Annotated in this window: 9 protein-coding genes; 7 read left to right on the top strand and 2 right to left on the bottom strand. The window is 71.9% G+C overall.

From position 1 onward, the window contains the following. Positions 1-502 precede the first annotated feature (502 nt). The 7 genes from AMK10_RS15195 to AMK10_RS15230 all read left to right on the top strand — a co-directional run bounded on the left by AMK10_RS15195 (position 503) and on the right by AMK10_RS15230 (position 17,749). The gene (locus AMK10_RS15195) at positions 503-1,858 is read left to right on the top strand and encodes a class I adenylate-forming enzyme family protein (protein WP_073748314.1); all 1,356 of its coding nucleotides are present in this window, start codon (positions 503-505) and stop codon (positions 1,856-1,858) included. Further along, complete coding sequence (locus tag AMK10_RS15200; RefSeq protein WP_241839549.1) at positions 1,855-2,601, top strand: SDR family NAD(P)-dependent oxidoreductase; 747 nt, start codon at positions 1,855-1,857, stop codon at positions 2,599-2,601. Before AMK10_RS15195 ends, AMK10_RS15200 begins: the two co-directional genes overlap by 4 nt. A gap of 49 nt (positions 2,602-2,650) precedes the next feature. Then, entirely contained in the window at positions 2,651-2,926 is a 276-nt protein-coding gene (locus AMK10_RS15205) for an acyl carrier protein (RefSeq protein WP_073748315.1), read from the top strand. Beyond that, positions 2,923-8,280, top strand: a complete 5,358-nt coding sequence (locus tag AMK10_RS15210; RefSeq protein WP_073748316.1) for a type I polyketide synthase — start codon at positions 2,923-2,925, stop codon at positions 8,278-8,280. The genes AMK10_RS15205 and AMK10_RS15210 overlap by 4 nt, the downstream gene beginning before the upstream one ends. Beyond that, a complete protein-coding gene (locus AMK10_RS15215; protein WP_158070873.1) occupies positions 8,277-10,127 on the top strand; it encodes a condensation domain-containing protein in 1,851 nt (616 codons plus the stop codon). The genes AMK10_RS15210 and AMK10_RS15215 overlap by 4 nt, the downstream gene beginning before the upstream one ends. Further along, complete coding sequence (locus AMK10_RS15225; RefSeq protein ID WP_073748317.1) at positions 10,120-14,184, top strand: SDR family oxidoreductase; 4,065 nt, start codon at positions 10,120-10,122, stop codon at positions 14,182-14,184. Before AMK10_RS15215 ends, AMK10_RS15225 begins: the two co-directional genes overlap by 8 nt. Positions 14,185-14,428: 244 nt before the next feature. Further along, positions 14,429-17,749 (top strand): aminotransferase class III-fold pyridoxal phosphate-dependent enzyme, encoded by a 3,321-nt coding sequence (locus tag AMK10_RS15230; RefSeq protein WP_241839550.1) that lies wholly within the window; start codon positions 14,429-14,431, stop codon positions 17,747-17,749. 91 nt (positions 17,750-17,840) lie between these two features. On the opposite strand, the gene AMK10_RS15235 is transcribed toward AMK10_RS15230, so the two are convergent. Continuing rightward, on the bottom strand, positions 17,841-19,667 hold the full coding sequence (locus tag AMK10_RS15235) for an ATP-binding cassette domain-containing protein (RefSeq protein ID WP_073748318.1): 1,827 nt from the start codon (positions 19,665-19,667) through the stop codon (positions 17,841-17,843). Continuing rightward, a complete protein-coding gene (locus AMK10_RS15240) occupies positions 19,664-21,496 on the bottom strand; it encodes an ABC transporter ATP-binding protein (RefSeq protein ID WP_107428430.1) in 1,833 nt (610 codons plus the stop codon). Before AMK10_RS15240 ends, AMK10_RS15235 begins: the two co-directional genes overlap by 4 nt. Between the last annotated feature and the right edge of the window lie 147 nt (positions 21,497-21,643).

The following is a 21,643-nucleotide window of genomic DNA, read 5'->3' on the forward strand; positions in this document are numbered from 1 at the left end:
GGAATTCCCGGCTCGACGAGTCACCGTCCGCGTACGTCGGAGTGTTTCGCAGCGGGTCGGGCGAAGCAAGACATGGGTTATGGCAACCGGTTCGGCCCGGCTTGACAAGAGGTATTGGTGCGGCGCGATTCTTTGCACGGCCCCTCATCGCTTGTCTCGCCGGCGGGACAAGCGCGGCGCGCCGCTCCGTCCGTTCCCGCGTCACATGCCGGCTGCGCTTGAGTTTCCCGCCCGATGTCAAGAGGAAGCGTCCTCGTCGAAACGACCGCGGGCGCGCAGTTCGATTTGCCCAGGTCTGAAGTGATCGGGTCTGCCGTTGCTTCGTGCGGTCCCCGCAGACGGTTCGCCGGACAGTGCGATGACTTCTGGGCCTACAAGCGAAAGCCGTGCAAAGTTGTGGCCAGGGTTTCCGGTTTTCGCAGACGAGTCCTTCATTCCCAACTCGCCGTGCCGAGACCGGGCTCCGGAGCCGGCAGCAGAACATGACAATGGGGGAGGCGCGATGGACTGGCTTTTGTCGCAACTTCGGGCCCGATCCGACGCCGAGGCCATGGCCGGGTACGGCGGAAGGGTCACGTACGCCGAACTCGCGCAGCGGACCACCGGCTGGCTGGGCGAGCTGACCCGGCTCGGAGTAGCGGCGGGCGAGAGCGTGGCAGTCGTCGGGAACGCCTCACCGAACACGGTCGCGCTCTTCGTGGCACTCGCCGTCCGAGGCGCTGTCGTGGTTCCCCTGGCCCCCGCCGATCCACCGAGGGAGGAGCGGGAGCGCCGGATCGCGGCGGCGCACGCGACCCGTGTCGTCGAGTTCAGCGGTCCCGATGAGTGGACCGTCCGGACCGTGGCGGCTCCGGACGCCCCGACGCCACCCCTCCTGGCCCAGCTCGCCGGCAGCGGAGAGGCCGGACTGCTGCTGTTCTCCTCGGGCTCGACCGGCGTGAGCAAGGCCGTCCTGCTCTCGCTCCCGCGACTGCTCGACGGCTTCCGCGCGTCCTCGCGCCCTCGGCGAACGCTGCAGTTCATGGCCCTCGACCACATCGGCGGGGTCAATACGCTGTTCCGCGCGCTCGTCGGCGGCGGCACGGTGGTCACCGAACCGCGACGCACGCCGCAGCGCGCGTGCGAGGCCATGGAGCGTCATGGCGTCCAGGTACTGCCGACCACGCCGACCTTCCTCAACATGCTGCTGCTCTCCGGCGCCCATCGGAACCACGACCTGTCCTCGCTCGAGCTGATCACCTACGGCACCGAGCCCATGCGCGAGATCACCCTCGCGCACGCGGCCAGGGTGTTCCCGCAGGTGCAGTTCAAGCAGACCTACGGCCTCACCGAGACCGGCATCCTGCCCACACGGTCGATCTCGTCCGGCTCGTTGCGGATGGACGTCGGCGGCCGGGGCTTCCGCACGGAGGTGCGCGACGGAGTGCTCTGGATCAACTCACCGAGCGCCATGCTCGGGTATCTCGACGCCCCCAGCCCGTTCGACGAGGAGGGGTGGCTCAACACCGGAGACGCGGTCGACGTCGCCGAGGACGGGACGCTCCGTGTCCTCGGACGGCTGTCGACACTGATCAACGTGGGGGGAGAGAAGGTGTCCCCTGCCGAGGTCGAGAACGTGCTGCTCCGGGCGGGCAACGTCCAGGACGTCATCGTGACCGGACGGTCGAACGCCGTCACCGGGCAGATCGTCACGGCCACGGTCGAGCTGGTCGAGCCGGAGGAGAAGAGGGCACTGAACAGCCGGCTGCGCCGGTTCTGCACCGAACACCTTCCGCCCCACAAGGTCCCGGCCGTCATCACCGTCGCGGACGCCTCGCTGCACGGCGAGCGCTTCAAGCGCATGGGAGGTGCCCTGTGAACGACACCGTGCACCAGCGCCCGGTGGCGGTCGTCAGCGGAGGCAGCCGAGGTCTGGGACTGGCTCTGGTGACCGACTTCCTGGAGCGCGGCTACCGGGTGGAGACCTTCAGCCGGAGCGAGTCCGCCGAGCTCTCCGCGCTGCGCGCGTCGACCGCTCCGGACGCGCTGTTCTGGTCCCCGGTCGACGGGACGAACACCGAGGCGGTCGAGGAGTTCGCCCGCGCCGCCGTGCGCCGCCACCGGCGCATCGACGTACTGGTGAACAACGCGGCGATCGGGCTCGAAGGCCTGCTGACCCTGACCGCCCCGTCGGCCGTCGACACGGCGCTGCGGACCAACGTGACCCTGCCCGTTCTGCTCACCCGGGCCTGCCTCAAGCCCATGCTCGCCCGCCGGACCGGCGTGGTGATCAATCTGTCCTCCATCAACGCACTGCGCGGACAGACCGGCGTCGCCGTGTACGGGGCGGCGAAAGCGGCACTCGACGGGCTCACCAGAGGACTTGCCCGTGAAGTCGGCCCTGCCGGGGTCCGGGTGGTCAGTGTCGCCCCGGGATATTTCGACAGCGAGATGACCGCGGGCATCAGCGAGGCCCAACGTCGTCGCATCGTGCGCCGGACGCCGTTGGGCCGGCTCGGGTCGGTGGAGGACGTGCTCGGCGTCATCAGGTTCCTCACCTCGCCCGGGGCCGGTTTCATCACCGGTCAGACCATCACCGTCGACGGCGGCTACACCTGCTGAACCCCTGCCGCGGGGGCCGGGCCGTGAACACGAACGGAGTGTGATTTCGATGAACAAGCGGGACACGGTCAAGGCCGCACTGCTCGAGATCGTGAACGAGGTGGCCGGCCCGGTCGAGCACCTGGACGAGGACCAGCTCCTCGTCGATCAGCTCGGTCTCGAATCCCTGCACCTCGCGCGGCTCGTCGCCGTACTGGAGATGGAGCTGGACACCGACCCGTTCTCCGACACCGTGCCCATCACCGGTGTGCGCACGGTCGGTGACCTGCTCGAGGCGTACGACCCCGTCGTCCTGCCCCGCCTCGGTGCCGGCGAGCCGTCATGACGCCGAGCGGACCGGACGGGCAGCCGATCGCCATCGTGGGCATGGCCGCCCGTTTCCCCGGAGCCAGCGACGTGGACCGGTTCTGGGACGTCGTCCTGGCCGGACGCGAGACGATTCGCGACCTCGGCGACGAGGAGTTGCTCCGCGGCGGTGTGAACCCGGAGTGGCTGAAGAACCCCGCGTACGTGAAGGCGACCGCCTCGATGGACGACGTCGACCTCTTCGACGCGGCCTTCTTCGACATCTCAGGCCGCGAGGCCGCCGTCATGGACCCTCAGCAGCGGATCTTCCTGGAGACCTGCTGGCATGCTCTCGAGCACGCGGGTCTGCGCACCTCGGCCGGGACCGGGACGTCGGTCGGTGTCTTCGCCGGCAGCGGCGGTGTCCTCACCAGTTACCTTCCCGAGGTCCTGCGGAGCGCCGGGCCGCTGGAGGATCCCACCGCCTCCCTCGAACAGCTCGGGACCGACAAGGACTTCCTCGCCACCCGGGTGTCGTACAAGCTCAATCTGACCGGGCCCAGCCTGACGGTGCAGACGGCCTGCTCCACCTCGCTGGTCGCGGTGCACCTGGCCGTCCAGAGCCTGCTGCGCGGCGAGTGCGACGCGGCACTGGCCGGCGGCGTGAACATCAGGCTTCCCCGGGCCGCCGGGTACTGGCACCGCCCGGGCGGCATCCTGTCGCCGGACGGCCGGTGCCGCCCCTTCGACGTCGGGGCGCAGGGAACGATCTTCGGCAGTGGTGTCGGCGCCGTCGTCCTCAGACCCCTGGCCGACGCGCTGCGCGACGGTGACACCGTCTACGCCACCATCCTCGGAACGGCCGTCAACAACGACGGTGGCGGCAAGTCGAGTTACGGCGCCGCGAGCCTGCCCGGCCAGCTGACCGCGATGCGCCGTGCGCTCCAGGTGTCCGGGGTCGATCCCGCCACGATCGGCTACATCGAGGCGCACGGAACCGGGGTACCGCTCGGTGATCCCACCGAGATCGGCGCGCTCAGGCAACTCTTCGGGCAGGCCGATCCCTGCGCCATCGGGTCGGTGAAGGCGTTGATCGGGCACATGGAGGCGGCGTCGGGCATAGCGGGTCTGATCAAGGCCGCTCTGTCCCTGCACCGGGGGCAGATCCCGCCCAGCCCGTACTTCACGGCGCCGAGTCCTCGGCTGAAGCTGGACGGCACGGGCCTGTTCGTCAATACGGAGCCGCTGCCCCTGTCCGGCTCCCCCCGCCGGGCCGCCGTCAACTCCCTCGGCATCGGGGGCACCAATGCCTTCGCCGTGCTGGAACAGGCACCGCAACCCACGCGGACCGGCCGGCGTCCGGGGCACGAGCTCGTCACGATCAGTGCCAGGAGCGCGGACGCGTTGCGCGAACTGGCGGAGCGGTGGGCGAGCCGCCTGCGCGAGCCGGACGCGTCCCTGCGGGACCTGGCCTTCACCAGCCAGGCCGGTCGCCGCGCGATGCGACACCGGCTCAGTGTCGTCGCCGACACCGGGAGCGCCGCGGCCGAGCGGTTCGAGACGTGGCTGAGGGAGGGGACCGGGGCAGCGGACGAGGGGGAAGCCGCGCGGGCCAGGCCGAGGGTCGGGTTCCTCTTCCCCGGTCAGAGCTCCGAGTACGCCGGTATGGCCGTCGAGCTCCACCGTGAGCATCCACTGTTCCGCGCCGCACTGGACCGGCACGCGGAAACCTTCCGCCGCCTCACCGGAGTCGGTCCTCTGGACGTGTTCGCCGACCCCGCGGCGCAGGCGCGGGCGGAACTGCTCCAGCCGGCGGTCTTCCTGCTCCAGGTCACGCTGGCGGAGTTCTGGGCCGCGTGCGGGGTGCGGCCGGACGCCGTGGTCGGTCACAGCCTCGGCGAGTACGCGGCCGCCTGCGTGGCCGGCGTGTTCGGCGTCGAGGAGGGACTGGAGCTGGTCTGCGCGCGCGGCCGTTCCTTCGCGGCCGTTCCTGGCAGCGGCCGGATGCTGGCCGTCAACTGCCCCGACGGGGCCGAGCTGGAACGGCTGGTCGGGGCGACGGGTGGTTCGGCGGCCATCGCCGCGTACAACGCGCCGCAACGGTTCACGGTCTCCGGGGCGGACACCGAGATGGACGCGCTGGAGGGCGAGTTCCGGCGACGGCGCTGGGTCACCGTACGCCTGGAGACGACGCACGCCTTCCACTCGCCGCTGGTCGCTCCGGCTGTCCCCGCACTCGTCCGGGCCGCGAGCCGGATCACCCACCGTCAGCCCGCCGTGCCGATGGCACTGAACCTCACCGGCACCTGGGCGGGCCGTGCGGAGATCGGCGCGGAGTACTGGGGACGCCAGCTCACCTCACCGGTCAGGTACACGGACGGCATCCGCGAACTCCTCGGCGGGGGATGCACGGTCCTCCTCGAAATCGGGCCGGGCCGGACGCTCACCACCGCCGGCCGTGCACAGTCCGGGGGCGAGGCCGTCTGGCTGCCCGGGCTCGGGACCAGGACCCCGGACCCCGTCACGGTGCTCGCCCATCTGGCGCGCCTGGACAGGGCGGGAGTGCCGGTCGACTGGGAGCAGTACTACGCACCGTTGCACGCGGGCAGGGTCTCCGCTCCGCTCCATCCCTTCGCGCGTTCCCGGCACTGGACCGCACCGGCGCCTTCCGGCGCGCAGCCGTCCACGGAACCGGCCGGAGACCTGCCCGGGCTGAGCCGGCTCGCGCTGCCGCAGTCCGCACAGCGGCGTTACGAGACCACCGTGGCCCCGAGCGCTCCGCGTGCGCTCGCCGATCACGAGATCTCCGGCCGCCTCGTCGTGCCCGGTGCCTACCACACGGCCTGTCTGGTGGAGGCCGTGGCCGCCGGCTCCGCCGCGGTGGTCGAGGACCTCGTCTTCCCGCGCGCGCTGGAGATCGACGAGGCGCGTCACCGGCTCCAGCTCGTGCTCACCCCCGCCGGGGACCAGAGGTTCGTCGCGCAGTCGCTCAGTCTGGCGAACGCGGACGACCCACTGGCCGACGAGTCCTGGCACGTGCACGCGGAGGGACGGATCCAGCGGACCGACGCCGTCGCAGAGCCGGTGGACGCGTCCGCCCACCGTGCGGGCAGGCCGGTCTCCCCGGCCGACCTCTATCCGATGTTCGAGGCGGCGGGCTTCCGGTTCGGCCCCGCGTTCCGGTGGATCGAGGAGCTGCGGCTGGACGGTGAGGACAGCTCCGGCGATCTCGGACTCGCGGCGGACTCGCCCCGGGAGCGCACCATGGCCCTGCTCGACTCCTGCGTCCAGCTGGCCATCGCGGCACGGATCGTCCGTGCCGCCCCCGAGGACGGCGTACTGCTGCCGTTCCGGATCGAGCGGGCCGTGTTCCACCCGCCTCGTACCACCGTGGATTCGGGAGTCGCGCGCATCCGGCACCGCGAGGCCGACGCCTCCGGCGCACTGGCCGACGTCTCCCTGACCGACCACGCGGGCAACCCGCTGCTCGACCTGTTCGGCCTCCAGCTCAGAGCGGTCTCCTTCCGCCCGCCCGAGGCCGAGATCTACGCGGACGAGTGGGAGGTCGCCGAGGCGGCCGGTGACACATCGCCCACCACCGGGACGTGGATCGTGCTCGCCGACCGTCAGGGGCACTGGCGACCGGCGGTCACCGCACTGGAGGCGAGCGGCAGCCGGTGCGTGATCGCGGAGGTGGGCGCGGCCTTCACCCGTCTCGACGACCACCGGTACGTGCTGGATCCCGCCGACGCGGACCACCTGGCGCACCTGTTCACCGAGACCGGGCCGGCGAGCGTACTGCACTGCCTCGGCCTGGACGCGCAGAGCACCCGGACCGCGTGCGGCAGCGTGCCCGCGCTCGTGCAGGCCGCCGGGCGCGTGGACTGGACGCCCGGGGCCGTCGTACTGCTGACCCGCGGAGCGGTGGCCGTGCACGGGCCCGGGGAGGTCGAAGACCCCTACGGGGCGATGCTGTGGGGCCTCGGCCGGAGCGCCGCGATGGAAGCACCCCGGCTGAACCTGCGCCTGCTCGACGTGGACCCGTGCGACCCCACCGTCACGCCGGGTCTCCCGCCCCGATGGACCGGAGCCGAAGCCGCGATCCGCGACGGACGGCTCCACCGGCCCGCGCTGCACCGCGCGTCCGCGCTGCCGGCACGCCCCGCCCGGCTCGGCACCGACGGGTGCTACCTGATCACCGGGGGGACCGGAGCGCTCGGTCTGCGCACCGCGGCGTGGCTGGCCGGGCACGGGGTGCGTCACCTCGTGCTCGCATCGCGGCATGCCCCAAAGGCACGGACCGACGAACGGATCCGCGCGCTGGAACGGGCGGGGGCGAAGGTCACGCTGGCCGCCCTGGACGTCACGGACGAGGCGGCGGTCCGTCAGCTCGTCGAGCGGGTGCACCGGGAGCCGGGCGGCCTCAGGGGGGTCGTCCACGCGGCCGGTGTGCTCGACGACGCCGTGCTGTCGCAGCTGAGCTGGGACCGCTTCGGGGCCGTCCTGGACCCGAAGGTCGCCGGCGGCCTGCATCTGCACCGCGCCACTCAAGACCTCGGCCTCGAACAGTTCATCCTCTTCTCCTCCACGGCCGCGCTGCTGGGGGCACCCGGGCAGGCCCACTACGCGGCTGCCAACGCCTTCCTCGACGGACTCGCCCACCACCGGCGCGGGTCCGGACTTCCCGCGCTCAGTGTCGGCTGGGGTCCGTGGGAGGCGGGAATGGCGGCGCGACTGAGCGAGCGCCTGCAGAACCGGCTCGTGGACGGCGGGTTCACCCCGCTGGAAGCCGATCCGGCATTCGCCGCACTCGACCGGCTCCTGGCCGGCCCGGGTGGGCACTACGGTGTCTTCTCCGTGGACTGGTCCCGCTACCTGGACCGGTTCCCCACGGGGCGAGCCGTCGTCATGGTCGGGACGCCCGCCGGGGCCGGGGACGGGGCGGAGGCCGGCAGACGGCTGCGGCGGGACTGGCCCGGCGCCACCCCGGAACGCCGCCGGGAGCTGGTGCTCGCCTATCTGTGCTCCATGCTGGCCACCCGGCTCGGCATGGCCGAGGCCGCCGTCGACGAGGACCTCCTGCTCCACGAGGCCGGGCTCGACTCACTGGTGGCCGTGGAAGTACGCGGCCAGATCTTCCGCGACCTGGACGTAGACCTGCCGCTCACCGGCCTCCTCCAGGGCAAGGCCCTGCGCCTGCTCGTCGACGAGCTGGCGGAACGCCTGATGCTCGACGCCCCGGCCCGAACGGCCGTGGCCACGGTGGAGCCGGCCGCCGTGGAGCCCTTCTCACCGGAGGAGGCGGAACGCCTCCTGGCCAACCTCGACTCGCTGACCGAGGACCAGATACAGGCACTGCTGCCCTGGCTGGCCGATCAGGACGGACCCTCATGACCGACGACATCCACACCTGGGACATACGGAAGAGGCTGGAGGCGACCCTCCGGTCGCGCGCCGGCCAGGCGCGGACCGGACATCCCCTCTCGTACGCCCAGCGCCCGCTCGTGCTGCTGCACCGCATGAATCCGGACAGCGCCTCCTACAACGTCGGGTTCACCGCCCGCTTCACCGGGGGATTCGACCCGGCCGCGTTCGCCGGCGCGGTCGCGTCGCTGGTCGGGCGGCACGCGGCCCTGCGCACCACCTTCAGCGGCACCGACGGCCAGACCGTGCACGGGTGGCTCGAACCCGATGTCGCCGAACTGGACGCCCGGGAGTGGGACCAGCGGCAGATCGAGGACGCGGTACGCCACGCCCATCTCGCCCCGTTCGACCTGTCGGCCGGACCACCGGTCCGGGTGCGGACGTACTCGGTGTCGCCGGGAGAGGCCGTGGTGCTGCTGGCCGTGCACCATGTGGTGTGCGACTTCTGGTCGCTCGGTGTCATGGTGGCGGAGCTGGAGGAGCTCTACCTGGCGGAGACGGAACGCAGGCCGTCCCGGCTGTCCGGCGGCAATGTCCCGTACAGCGATTTCGTCGCCCTTCAACAGGAGCTGATCCAGGGGGAGAAGGGCGACAGAGCACGTGCCTATTGGCACGCTCAGCTCTCCGGCCCGCTCGAACCGGTCGACTGGCCCCCCTGCGAGCCCGGCCCGGACACCGTGGGGGGCGGATCGATCGTGTTCCCCATCGCCCCGGAGCTCGCCGACGGTGTGTTCGCGCTGGCCAGGAAGGAAGGCGCCACCCCGTACGGAGTCCTGCTGACCGTCTTCCAGGTCCTCGTCGGCCGCTACACCGGACGGCACGACGTCCTGGTGGGCTCTCCCTTCGCCGGCCGGACCGCTCCGGCGATGGCGGAGTGCGTCGGCAACTTCGTCAATCCCGTCGTGCTGCGTGCCGATCTGAGCGACGCGGTGGCGTTCCGGGAGCAGCTGGACCGCACGCGCCGTCGTGTCATCGACGCGCTCGAACACCAGGACTATCCCTTCGAGTTGCTGGTCGGCGAGCTGGCACCGCGCCGGGTGGACGACCGCAACCCGGTCTTCCAGGCGATGTTCAGCTACCAGAAGCCCAGCCGCTATCCGGCACTGGCCGGTCTCTACGTCGCCGACGACGGCGCGGCGCCCGTCGGCTGGGCGGGGCTGACCGCGGTGCCGTTCCGGCTGGACCAGCAGGACGACCAGCTCGAACTCGTCCTGGAGGTCGTGCACGACGGCGACCGGCTCGTCGGGCTGCTCAAGTACCGTACGTCCGTCTTCTCGGCCCGGGCGGCTCGTCAGGTGGCCGAGAACTTTTCGGCACTGCTCCGGGCCGCGCTCGCGGACCCCGGCCGCGGTGTGGCGGACCTGCCGATGGCGCACGACGTCACCCCCGGCACCCCTCGGCGCACGCCCGAGGTCCGTGAGCCCGCCGGCGCGGCCCCTCCGAGCGGCACCGCCCTGCGGGGCATCGAGCAGCGGATCACGGCCGTATGGCGGCAGGCGCTCGGGCGCGAGGGCATCGGGCGGGACGACAACTTCTTCGACCTCGGTGGCAACTCCATGCTGCTGGTGCAGGTGCACGAGATGCTGGCCGACGAGAGCGCGGGCACCCCGCTGAAGATCAACGAGCTGTTCCGTCACCCGACCGTGGCCAGTCTGGCCCGACGGATCGGCCGGACCGCCGACGACGCCGGCCCGGCCCCCGACCGGAGCCGGGCGTCGAGCAGACGGGCACAGATGGCGGGCGGAACCGCCCGCAGCGCACGCCTGCGCGCACGGGAACGCCGTCAGCCGGACACCGACAGGGGCAACGATGACTGACGGGAGCACGGCCGCCGCGACGGCCCGGCCGAACGATGTCGCCGTGATCGGCATGTGCGGCCGGTTCCCCGGCGCGGGGAGTGTGGACCGGTTCTGGCAGCGGCTGCGTGCCGGGGACGACATGCTGACCACGTTCACGGACGCCGAACTCGTGGCAGCCGGGGTGCCGGAGCACGTGCTGCGCGATCCCGGCTACGTGGGGCGGGCCGCGTCCCTGCCGGACGCGTTCGACTTCGACCACGAGTTCTTCGGCTTCACCAGGCGCGAGGCGAAGCTGCTCGATCCGCAGCAGCGCATCCTGCTCGAGGTCGCGTGGGAGCTGCTCGAAACCATCGGCTACTCCGGAGAAGCGGACGCTCCAGGCATTGGTGTGTTCGCGGGTGCGTCGATGAACACGTATCTGACGAACGCCGTGGCGCGTTCCTGCGACCCCCTGGGCTACGACGGAACCGAGCTCATGATCGCCAACGACAAGGACTACCTGACCACCAGGATCTCGTACAAACTGGGCCTCAACGGACCGAGCGTCAATGTGCAGACCGCCTGTTCCACGTCCTTGGTCGCGGTGCACATGGCCATGCAGAGCCTTCTCGCGGGCGAATGCGACATCGCCCTGGCCGGCGGAGTGTCGGTCATCGCCAACGACTATCCGGGCTACGTCTTCAGCGAAGGAATGATCCTCTCCCCGGACGGGCGGTGCCGCCCGTTCGATGCCGAGGGAGCGGGGACGACCTTCGGTGACGGGGTGGGCCTCGTCGCTCTGAAGCGGCTGGCCGAGGCGATCGAGGACGGCGACCGGATCCTCGCGGTGGTGAAGGGGTCGGCGATCAACAACGACGGCTCCGACAAGATCGGATACACCGCCCCCAGCATCGGCGGGCAACGGGCCGTGATCGCTGAGGCGCAGGCGGTGGCCGAGGTGGACGCCGGCACCATCACGTACGTCGAGGCCCACGGCACCGCCACGGCTCTGGGCGACCCCATCGAGTTCGCCGCGCTGAGCGAGGCCTTCACCGACGGAGGCGCACGCCCGGGGCGGTGCGCCCTGGGTTCGGTCAAGGCGAACATCGGGCACGTCGCCGCCGCGGCGGGGGTCGCCGGTTTCATCAAGGCGGTACTGGCGCTGTGGCACCGGGAGATCCCCGGACACCCGGGATTCACCCGGCCCAACCCTCAGATCGACCTGGCGGGCAGCCCCTTCCACATCAACACCCTGCCCATCGCCTGGCCGGAGGGGGAGACCCCCCGCCGGGCCGGGGTGAGTTCGTTCGGCATCGGTGGCACGAACGCGCATGTCGTCCTCGAAGAGGCTCCACCCCCCTCCGGCCGGCCGGCGAGGACCGGCGGCCCGCAGACACTCGCCGTGAGCGCCCACAGCGACGCGGCGCTGCGCGAGCTGGCCCGTCGGCTGGCCGACGCACTGGAGGAGCCGGACGCGCCCGACCTCCTGGACGCGGCCTTCACGCTGCGGCAGGGCAGGCGCGGCTCCTCGCACCGTTACGCCGTCACCGCTGCGGACCGCGCCGGCGCCGCCGCCGGACTGCGTGCGCTCACCGACGGCAGGAGCACCGGCGGACGGGTGGCGGAGACCGCCCCGGCCGTGTCGTTCCTGTTCGGCGACGTCTCGGCCGAGGAATTCGGTGTGCTGTCGGCACGGCTGTCCGCGGTCGCCCGCATCGAGGAGCGGTCCACCGGGGGCGCCGTCCCGGGCGCGGACGACCCGTCGGCGGCCCTGCTGACCGCGAGCCGGGTGCTCGCGACGCTGTGGACGGAGTCCGGTGTACACCCGGCGGCCGTCGGGGGAGCCGGCGTGGGCGAACTCCTCGCAGCGTGCTTCGCCGGTGCCCTCGGACCGTCCGACGCGCTGGCCTTGCTGTCCTGGCGGGCGGGAAAGGCCGCGCACGCCCCCGGGATACGCCCGAGAGTTCCGGACATCCCCATCCTGTCGGCCGTCGTGGGCGGCGAACTGCCGCGGTCCCGGGCGCTCGACCCGCTGCACTGGACCCGGGACATATGGGAGGGCGACCGGCTGGCCGAGGCGTTCACCGGACGGGCAGCGGAGGGCGCGGCCGTGCTGGCCGTAGGAAACCCCCCGGTGCTCCCGGCCGGCTGCGGCCTCGACGGCGAACAGGCCCTGCCCCCCTTGGACCGGCTGCTGACCGCCGCGGGACGGCTGTGGACCGCCGGCGTGCCGGTGGACTGGTCCGCCTGGTACGGAGGGCATCCGAACCGCGTCCCGCTGCCCGTGCACCCGCTGGAGCGCACCTTCCTCCGGATCGAACCGCCCTCCGCCTCCGTCCAGGAGGAGCAGAGCCGTCGGCAGGACCCCTCCGAGTGGCTGTACACACCGTCATGGCAGCGCCTCGGCCCAGCGACGGACGGGCACAACCGGAGCGCCCCGCCCATCGGCCCATGGCTGCTGTTCGCGGACTCCGGCGGGGTCGGCGACGCGCTGACCGACTCCTTGCGCGGACAGGGCGCCGAGGTGGTGGTCGTCCGTCAGGGCGGTGCTTTCGCCCGAGCCGAGGCCACGTCCTTCACCGTCGACCCCATGGACTCCGGCGACCACCAGAAGCTGTTCGACGCGCTGGCCGCGGACGGGCTGACTCCTGAGCGGGTCGTGCACCTGTGGTCCCTCGACATCGCTCCGGGGCACCTCGCCGGCGACAGCCTGGATCACGCCTGCGCCCTCGGGCTGTTCTCCGTCCTCGACGTCGCCGGGCAGCTCGGCGGCGGTCCGGGCCGCGGAGGCGCACACCTCGCGGTCGTGGCCCGTGACGTGCACGACATCACCGGCGGTGAAGTCCTCGCGCCCGCCGCCGCGATGACCGGCGCCGCACTGCACCTCGTCTCCCAGGACTTCGCCGGACTCCGCTGCCGGAGCATCGACATCGGCGGTGGCGCCCTCGCACCGGAAGCCCTCCTCGCGGAGCTCGTCGCCCCGGCCACGGCACCGATCGCGCTCCGCAACGGGCGCCGTTGGACGCAGCGGTACGTCCCCGTGGTGGCCGCCCCCGGCCCGTCGGTCCCGGCCGGCCGGCTGCGGCCCGGCGGCGTGTACCTCGTCACCGGCGGTCTCGGAGAGACGGGACTGACGGTCGCCGGCCACCTGGCCGGTGCCGCCGGGGCCACGCTGGTCCTCACCGGCGACTCCCCGCTTCCGCCCGCCGCCGAGTTCGACCGATGGATCTCCACGTACGGAACGGCCCACCCGGTCAGCCGGGACATCGAGGCCGTCCGCGGCCTCGAACGTCTCGGCGGCACCGTCATGGCGGCATGCGCCGACGTCACCGACGCGGAAGCGATGCGGGAACTGGTCGCCACCGCCCGTCGGCGGTTCGGCCGGATCGACGGATGGTTCCACTGCGCCGACGCACCACCCGGCCAGGCCCCCCGCCGGGCCGGCCGCACCGACCGGGCCCACTGGCGGCAGGCCCTGGCCCCCCAGGTCCGAGGGGCGCTGGTGCTGGCCGAGATCTTCGGCGGCACCCCCGTCGATCTCGGCGTCACGATGTGCTCACTCACCTCGGTGCCGGGCGAAGCAGACCTGTGCCGTTCGGCGGCCGAAGGCTTCCTCCACGCCCAGGCGTCGGGCGTGGACGGACTGATCACCGTCACCTGGGACGAGTCCCTGTCACCGGAGCAGCGCGCCGATGTCCTCGGCCTCGTCCTGCGCTCCGACATGCCGTCCCCGCTCTCGGTGTCCCTCACCCACCCGGAACGCCGCCTCCAGGAGCAGCGGGCCCTCCCGGACCCGGTGCGTCCCGCCCCCGCCTCCCCGAGGCAGCAGCTCGACGGGAACGGGCTCGAGGCCGCTCTGGCGAAACTCTGGTCCGAAGTGCTCCGGAAGGAGATCGACCGTCACGACGTGAGCATCTTCGACATGGGCGGCGACGAGATGCTCGTGGTCAGGCTCGCCCGGCGCATCGAGGAAGAGCTCGGTGTGCCGCTGTCGGCCGTCCAGCTCCTCGCGAACCCGACCATCGAGCACCTGGCGGCAAGCCTGGGCCCCGTCCCGGTCGTTCACGGTGGCGGCCCGCGGAGTGCCGTCCCGTGACGCGCGTCGACCGCCGTGCCGGTGGCGCCGCGTGGAGCCGCCGCACACGCGCCGCGTCACACATCGGCGGGACGGCGTCGGACGGGCGGGGAGATCCTCGCCGTGTGCGCCCCGACCGTCACCGCCCGCACCACGCCGGCGACCACGAAAGGGCCGAGAACGCATGACCGTCCACAGCAGCCCGGGGGGTCCGCTTGAGCCGGATGCCGGGACGACCCGACTGTTCGACCACGAGGAGAGCGCCGTGGAACCCCTGCTCCAGGAAATCGCCGGAATCGTCGGTGACTACTTCGACGTCGAGCCTGAACGGCTGTACCACGACGCCGTGTTCGCGGACCTCGGGGACTCGATGTCGCTGCTCGGCATGGCACAGCGTCTGGAGGACCGCTACGGCTGCAAGGTGCCGCTTCGGCAGCTCTTCACCGACGTCCGGACCGTGCCCGAGCTGGCCGCATATCTCCTCGCGCACGCACCGGCGGAGAAGCTGCCGCGAGAAGAGGCCGTACCGCCCTCCGCCGCTGCCCCGGCCACCGATGCCGTAGCCGTCCCGGCGCCGGCCCCGGTCCTGCCGAGGCCGGCCGACAGCCGGGCGACGGTCCCGGCGGCGCCGGCAGCCGGGGTGCCGGTGGGCGGTGGCGCCCCGCCGGGCGCCTCGACGGCCGTGCAGGAGCTGATCAAGGAACAGCTCGCGGTCATGCAGCGTCAGCTCCAGCTGCTGGCGGGCGGCGAGCCGGTCCCCGCGGACGGCGCGGCCATCGGGCCCGGAGCCGGCGGGCCGCCGCCGGTGACCCTCGCCCCGGCACGGCCGGCTGCGGCGAGCGGGGTGGTGCCCCTCGCGCCCGGCGCCCGGAGCGGCGTGATCAGCCCCGTGGAGACGGCGGAGCGCGCCCGCTATCTGAAGGAACTCGCCGACCGCGTCGGTGCCCGGACCAAGGGCTCGAAGGAGTTCGCCCAGCGGTTCCGGACGATGGTCGCGGACAGCCGGTCCACCGTCGGCTTCCGCCCCTCGATCAAGGAGATGCTGTACCCGATCGTCGCCGAGCGCGGTCAGGGCTCACGGCTGTGGGACATCGACGGGAACGAGTACGTCGACCTCACCCTGGGATACGGCGTCCACCTCCTCGGCCACAATCCACCGGCGGTCATGTCGGCCGTGCGCGAGCGGCTGGACGTCGGTTTCAGTCTCGGACCGCGCACCCAGCTGGTCGAGGACGTCGCCGCCGGGATCATCGAGCTCACCGGCATGGAGCGCGTGGCCTTCCTGAACAGCGGCACGGAAGCGGTCATGACCGCGGTCCGGCTCGCCCGGGCAGCGACCGGCCGCGACAAGATCGTGGTCTTCTCCACCGCGTACCACGGTCACTTCGACAGCGTGCTCGCCGTGCCGGCCCGCGAGAACGGTGTATTCGGCACCCGTCCGCTCGCTCCCGGCATCTCCCCGCACGCGGTGGAGAACGTGTACGTACTCGAATTCGGCACGGACGAGGCACTCGACTTCATCAACAAGCACGGCGCGGACCTCGCAGCGGTTCTGACCGAGCCGGTGACCCTGCGCACCCCCGGTGTGCAGCGGCCCGACTTCCTGCGCGCGGTCCGGGAGATCACACGGTCCCACGGCACGAAACTCATCTTCGACGAGATGGTGACCGGCTTCCGGTGCCATCCGGCAGGCGTTCAGGGGCTGTACGGCATCGAGGCCGACCTCGCCACCTACGGCAAGATCGTGGGAGGCGGCATGCCGATCGGCGTGATCGCCGGACGCGGCGGCGTCATGGACTCCATCGACGGCGGCGTCTGGAACTTCGGTGACGACACCGGCCCGCGGGTGGAATCCACCTTCTTCGGCGGCACGTTCAACCAGCATCCGCTCACCATGGCGACGGCCAAGGCGGTCCTCGACCACCTCCGTGCCCAGGGACCCGATCTGCAACGGAACCTCGACCGCAGAACCGCGCTGTTCACCGACCAGCTGAACGCCGACTTCCGCGAGCTCGACGTGCCCATCGAAGCCCACACGTTCTCCTCGGTCTTCAAGTTCGAGCACCAGGCGAACATGGATCCGTTCTATTTCAATCTGCTCGACCGCGGCGTGTTCGTCTGGGAGTTGCGGAACTTCTTCCTCTCCACCGCGCACGAGCAGGCCGATCTCGACCACATCCGTACCGCGGTGCGTGAGTCGGTCGAGGAATTGCGCGAGCACGGCATGCTCGGCGGCAGCCGTACGGCACCAGTGGCTCCGCGGCCCCGGGAGGCGGCGCCCCGCAGCACCCACGCGCAGCGGCAGCTACGGGCCCTCGACCAGGGCGGCGTGCCGGCCTTCGAGATGTCCCTCGGGTTCTGGCTGGACGGCTCGCTCGACCGCGCCGCGCTGCGCGCCGCCGTGCAGGACCTCGTCGCCCGCCACGAGACCCTGAGGACCACCTTCGCCCCGGACGGGGACACGCTGGTCGTCCGTCCCGTGCGGGAGGCACCTCCGGGCGACGTCCTGACCGAGCACACCTGTGGGGACGAGGACGACCTCGGCCGCTTCCTGCGGAGCTGGGCCGAGAAGCCGCTCGACCCGGTCGACGGGGAGGTGTTCCGCGCCGCCGTGGTGGAGGCCGCCCCGGAGCGGCACCTGCTGTTGGTGACGGTGCATCACGCCGCCGTGGACGGCTGGTCCTACAGCGTCCTGCTCGACGACCTCGTCGCGCTGTACAACGCCAGGTGCCGCGGCACGAGCCCCGAACTGCCCCCGGCCGTGCAGTTCCGGGACTATCTCGCCTGGCACGAGCGGGTCGTCGCCGGTCCCACCGCAGCCAGGCACCGTGACTTCTGGCATGCGCTCCTGAAGGGTGTTCCCGCGCCCGAACTGCCGTTGTCGGGACAGCCGGCCCCCTTCCCCTACCGCGCGGTACGCCACCGCGTCCTCCTCGACCCCGAGTTCTGCGGGCAGATGCGCGAGGCCGCCCGCAACGAGGGGGTCACGGTCTTCGCCTATCTGGTGGCGGCCTGGGGTGCCCTGTTGCAGCGGCTGACGGGGCAGGACGACATCCTGGTACCGGTCGCGTCGGCCCGGCGCCCGCAGGAACTGGACCGGACCGTCGGGTACTGCTCGAACCTGGTGCCGCTGGTCGTCCGCCGGCCCGCGGACACCCTGGTCGGGGACTACGTGGGCGACGTGCTGATGCAACTGGTCACCGGGCTCGAACGCCAGGACTACCCCTTCGCGGATCTGCTCACGGATCTCGCGCCGGAGGGGGAGGGACTGCGCGGCAAGCTGTTCACGACGGGGATGTCGTTCTACCGCCAGGTCGTGGTACCCCCCATGGAAGGGCTCACGGTCTCGGAAGCCGACTCGCTGCCGCTCACCCACACCGGGAATCCGCTGGCACTGAACATCGTGGACAGCGAGGACGGGTTCCGGTGCGAATTCGATGCCGCGGCCGACCTCGTCGACCCCGGCCTGGTCGAGCGCCTTCCCGGGTACTACCGCAGCCTGCTGGGCGCCATGGTCGCCAACGGCGAGCGCCCGCTGGGGGAGCTGGACCACGAAGGCGAGGACGGCCCGGACGGGGGCCACTGACCTTCACGGCGGGGCGGCGGCAGCTCCGACGGCCGCCGCCCCCGCGCATGCCGGTCGCACCGGGCACGCGTGGGGGCGGTGGGCCGGCCGGTCAGGCGGAGTAGGCATCGGCCTGGATGCCGTAGAGATCGGCGTACCGGCCTCCCTCGATGCCGACCAGTTCGTCATGCGTGCCCGCCTCGATCAGCCGGCCCTTGTCCAGGGTGAGGATGAGGTCGGCCCCGGTGGCGGTCGAGAACCGGTGGGTGACGATCAGCGTGATGGCACCCGTCCGCTCGGCGACCTCCCGGGCATGGGCGATGTAGCGCTCGAAGATCTGCTGCTCGCTCGGGGCGTCGAGCGACGCCGTGGGTTCGTCCAGCATCAGCAGCAGGGGACCGGGGCGCATGGACGCCCGGGCGAGGGCGACCTTCTGCCACTGTCCCTCGGACAGGTCGACGCCCCCGAAGTCCCGGCTGAGCTCCGTCTCCAGTCCGTCGGGGAGCGCCTCGACCAGCTTCCCGGCGTCGGCCGCCGCCACGGCCCGGCCGACCTTCCCGGCATCCCGGGCGTGCGGCAGGTCGCCCAGGCCGACGCTCTGCCCGAAGGTCGTACGGAACCGGCCGAAGTCCTGGAACGCCGCACTCGACCGCGCTCGCCAGCCCTCCGTGTCCAGGGTGGCGAGGTCCACGCCGTCGACGAGCACCCTGCCGCTGCTGGGCTTGTAGAACTTGCAGAAGAGCTTGACCAGGGTCGTCTTGCCCGATCCGTACTCGCCGACCAGCGCGACCACCGAGCCCGCCGGCAGATGGACACTGACGTCGTCCAGGGCGGGGCGCCGGGAGCCGGGGTACCGGTAGGTGACGTTCTCGAAGGTGATTCCCTCGCGCAGGACCTCCGGCGAGGGTTCCGTACCGCTCGCCTCGGCCCGGGCGGCAGCGGTGTAGTCGCGCATCCACAGGTAGGGCTCGATGAGCCGTCCCGCCCGGGCGACGTTCGCCGTGTAGTTGACGCCGTTGAACACCGACTGGCGCAGGCTGCTCGCCACGGTGATCGCCAGCACCAAGTCTCCGGCCGAGCTGTGCCCACGCAGCACCTGGACGACGATCAGGGCCAGCCCGCCGCCGAAGCCGAGCGTGAAGACGGTCCAGCCGCCGAGCTTCCAGGCCGCGGCGACCAGTCGCGCCCGGTAGCGGCCCGCCATGGCCGCCTCCCACGCGGCGGCCTGCCTGCGGGCCAGTTCGGAGCCCGCCCCCGCCACGCGGATCTCCTTGCCCGCGGCTCCGTCCGTACCGAGGTCGAAGAGCCGGCGCTGGAGACGGAAGGCCTCGGCCACGTCGGTCTCCGCCCGGATGATGGCGTTGCTGCCCTTCTGGTCGAACCAGAGCGGCAGTGCCGCGCACAGGAGCAGCAACAGCAGCCAGGGGTTGATCGTGCCCAGCAGGAAGAGGGTGACGACCAGTTCGACAAGGATGAAGAGAACACCGGTCGCCTGCCACAGGCTGAGCACGATCTCCCAGGCGGAGTTGCGTACCACGGTCAGCCGGTCGAGGTAGTCCGTGCGCTCCAGGTGCTCCAGGCCCTCCAGCGTCGCGATGTCGTTGTAGATGCCGGGGTTCACATCGAGGACCGCGACCTTGCCGATGAGGATGCCGGCGGTGTTGAGGTCGAGCGCCCCCAGCACCATCAGCATGGTGCCGGCGAGACCCGCCCCGGCCGCGCAGGCCACGGCGGGCCAGACCTCTCCGCGCAGCGTCGCGTCCACCGCGCCGCGCAGGGCCAGGGCGTTGCCCAGGACGGAGGCGACCATCAGGGCGGGGAGGACGAACTGCAGGGACGTCAGCAGCGGCATACGGCGCCAGGACAGCCGCAGCAGCTCGTACCAGAGGGAGAAGTACCGCCGACGGCGGATGGGTTGCTCACTGGCCACGTCGGTCATAGGCACGGGTCCTCCTCCAGCCGGTCCTCGAAGCCACGCTTGAAGCGCGCGGCCTGGATCGTGAACATGTCCGCGTACCGGCCGTCGGCCGCCATGAGCTCGTCGTGCGTCCCCGACTCCGTGATGCGGCCGTCCTCCAACAGGACGATCCGGTCGGCCTGCCGCACGGTGGACAGCCGGTGCGAGATCAGGACGACGCTCGCACCAGACCTGCGCTCGCTGAGCCGCGCGAAGACGTCGAACTCCGTCCGTACGTCGAGATGGGCGGTGGGTTCGTCGAGAACCATGACCCGCGCCCCCCGGCGCACCGCGTAGAGGACGCGGGCCAGGACGACCTGCTGCCACTGCCCGCCCGAGAGGTCGACACCCCCCTTCGCGGCGCGGGTCAGCGGGGTCTCCCAGCCGTCCGGCAGACCGTCCAGCACCGCTTCCAGCCCCGCCTCCCGGGAGGCGGCCTCGGCGTCCGCCCGCTCCGAGGGCCCGCCCGCCCTGCCGATGACCACGTTGTCGTGGACGGACAGGGGATAGCGCACGAAGTCCTGGAAGGCCACCGCGATCCGGCGGCGCCAGGCGCCCGGGGCGAACGTGGTGATGTCCCGCCCGTCCGCGGTGACGGCCCCGCCCGTCGGCAGGTAGAGCCCGCAGAGCAGTTTGATCAGGGTCGACTTGCCCGCTCCGTTGAGTCCGACGACGGCCAGCAGTTCGCCCGGCCGAATCTCCAGGTCCAGACGGTCCAGAACCTGGCGTTCCGTGTGCGGATAGGCGAAGGAGACCTGCTCGAACCGGATGAGCGGTGGACGATCGAGGTCCTCCGGTTCCCCCGCCTCCCGGTCGTCGGGGCGGGCCGCCACCGCCGCTCCCTGCGGGGCGAGCAGCTCGCGCAGCTCCCGCGTGGCGCGCAGGCACTCGGCGGAAGCGGTCGCGCTCCTGAGCTCCTCGCTCCAGCCGAGCGCCTGGAACACCGTCCAGCCGGTGACGAGTACCGCCGTCTCCACCGCGATGCTCGTCTCGCCGCGCACCGCGCTGTACGCCACCAGGGCGTACACGGCGCACAGCGGGATACCGACGAGCAGGAGCTGGCTCCACTCGGCGCGCAGCATCCGCCCGATCGCCGTCCAGATGGGCTTCTCCATGGCCAGGCTGTGCCGCTGGATCTGCCCGACCGACCACCCGCCCAGTCCGAAGACGCGGATGTCCTTGCCCTCGGACGGGGAGATCGCCGAGTCCTGCCACATCTGCGCCTTCGCGCCCTCCACCGTGCCGGAGCGCCACGTCCGGACGTACCGCAGCGCCTGTCCCTGCCGCAGCGTCCAGTTGATCAGCGCGGGCACGAGCACCGCGGGGACGAGCCACCAGGCGTACCCCGCGAGGACCACACAGGATCCGGCGACGCCGAGGAGGCCCGTGAGGATGCGGAGGAGGGCCACGGCGCCGTCACCCGGGGTGTGTTCGGTCCAGTTGTCCGGATCCGCCTTGGCCGCGCGGATCAGGGTGCGCGCCTGCGGGGTCTCCAGCTGTTCGATCGTCGGGGTGGACGAGACCAGCTCGCTGATCGACGCCCGGTGCACGCCGTCGATGGTGGCCTGGACGAGGTAGCCCAGTGGCTCCACAACGGTGTCCATGACGTGCCCGAGCAGAAGGACGGCGACGAACACCGCCAGCGGGGCCAGGGCCGTGGCCAGGGGTGGCAGCGTCGTACCCGCCGCCTCGAAGCGCCGTACCAGTTCCGCCAGCATGACGGCTGTCGCCGCCGGGAGCAGGCTGTTCAGCCCCATCAGCACGGCCAGGAGCCAGCTGTGGGACCGCTTGGCACAGCGGAGAGTCCGCAATAAGCGGAGCCCGTCGGCAAGGGTGGTCACGTGGTCCTCTCTGTCGCACACCCCGGCGGTGCGACTCCAGGGCCGCGCCGTTCCCTGTCCGGCCCCGGTTCGGCAAGGGAGCGGGGAACGCAGTTCTCGAGAACCGCTGCCGCGGTG

Origin of the sequence: Streptomyces sp. CB02058 (assembly GCF_001905505.1) — a bacterium.
GTDB lineage: Bacteria > Actinomycetota > Actinomycetes > Streptomycetales > Streptomycetaceae > Streptomyces.

Excerpts from the sequence above, each read along its gene's own strand:
- AMK10_RS15195 (WP_073748314.1), top strand. The coding sequence starts at position 503 with ATGGACTGGCTTTTGTCGCAACTTCGGGCCCGATCCGACGCCGAGGCC.
- AMK10_RS15205 (WP_073748315.1), top strand. The coding sequence starts at position 2,651 with ATGAACAAGCGGGACACGGTCAAGGCCGCACTGCTCGAGATCGTGAAC.
- AMK10_RS15210 (WP_073748316.1), top strand. The coding sequence starts at position 2,923 with ATGACGCCGAGCGGACCGGACGGGCAGCCGATCGCCATCGTGGGCATG.
- AMK10_RS15215 (WP_158070873.1), top strand. The coding sequence starts at position 8,277 with ATGACCGACGACATCCACACCTGGGACATACGGAAGAGGCTGGAGGCG.
- AMK10_RS15225 (WP_073748317.1), top strand. The coding sequence starts at position 10,120 with ATGACTGACGGGAGCACGGCCGCCGCGACGGCCCGGCCGAACGATGTC.
- AMK10_RS15235 (WP_073748318.1), bottom strand. The coding sequence starts at position 19,667 with ATGACCGACGTGGCCAGTGAGCAACCCATCCGCCGTCGGCGGTACTTC.